1 protein-coding gene is annotated in these 997 nt (G+C 48.8%); it reads left to right on the forward strand.

Annotation, left to right across the window (positions count from 1 at the left end):
* Window positions 1-997: molybdopterin-dependent oxidoreductase (locus R7Z50_RS25015; RefSeq protein ID WP_318149423.1), on the forward strand; the 997-nt coding region annotated here is incomplete at both ends.

The raw sequence follows: 997 nt of genomic DNA on the forward strand, positions 1-997 counted from the left end.
TTGTAAGTTGACCATGTTTGTCGATGAGCAACAAAACAAAATCCGCTATGTAAAAGGGGCGGATTCGCCAGTTAACCAAGGTATGCTATGCGTGAAAGGCCGTTTTGGTTTTGATTTCATTAGCAGCGAAGAGCGTTTAACGACACCACTGATTCGTAAAGATGGTTGGTTGCAGCCAGCAAGTTGGGACGAAGCGATTCAGCTAGTGGCTTCGAAGCTTTCGACCATCAAGCAAGATTTTGGTAACAACGCACTGGCCGGATTCTCTTCAGCGAAAACCACTAACGAAGATAACTACGCGTTTCAAAAATTCATCCGTCGTGAACTTGGTACGAACAACGTTGATCACTGCGCACGTTTGTGTCACGCATCAAGTGTGACAGGGCTTGAAGCATCGTTGGGGAGTGGTGCGATGACCAACGACATTCCGAGCATTAAGCATTCCGATGTGATCTTTATTATCGGTTCTGACACCACATCTGCGCACCCGATCATCGCTTCGCACATCAAACAGGCGATTCGTCATCACGGGGCGCGCTTGATTGTGGCAGACCCGAAACGAGTGGACATGGCTGAACATGCAGAGCTGTACTTAGCGCATCGACCGGGTACGGATGTTATGTTGCTCAACGGCGTGATGCAGCAAATCATCAAAAATGGTTGGTACGATCAAGAATACATCGAAGAGCGCGTCGACGGCTTTGATACCTTGCTTCAAGAGGTGATGTCGCCAGCGTACAACCTCGACAAAGTTGAGTTAGTTACGGGCGTAAAAGCGGACGATATTTTCGCGATGGCGCGAATGATTGGTACGGCAAAACGCACGGCGGTGTATTACTCAATGGGTATTACCCAGCATACAACAGGGCACGACAACGTTCGTTCGATTGCAAACCTGCAATTGTTGTGTGGCAACATCGGTATTGAGGGTGGTGGTATTAACCCACTGCGTGGTCAATCAAACGTACAAGGTGCGTGTGATATGGGCGCTTTGCCG

The sequence above is a fragment of the Vibrio sp. 1249-1 genome (genome assembly GCF_033340495.1).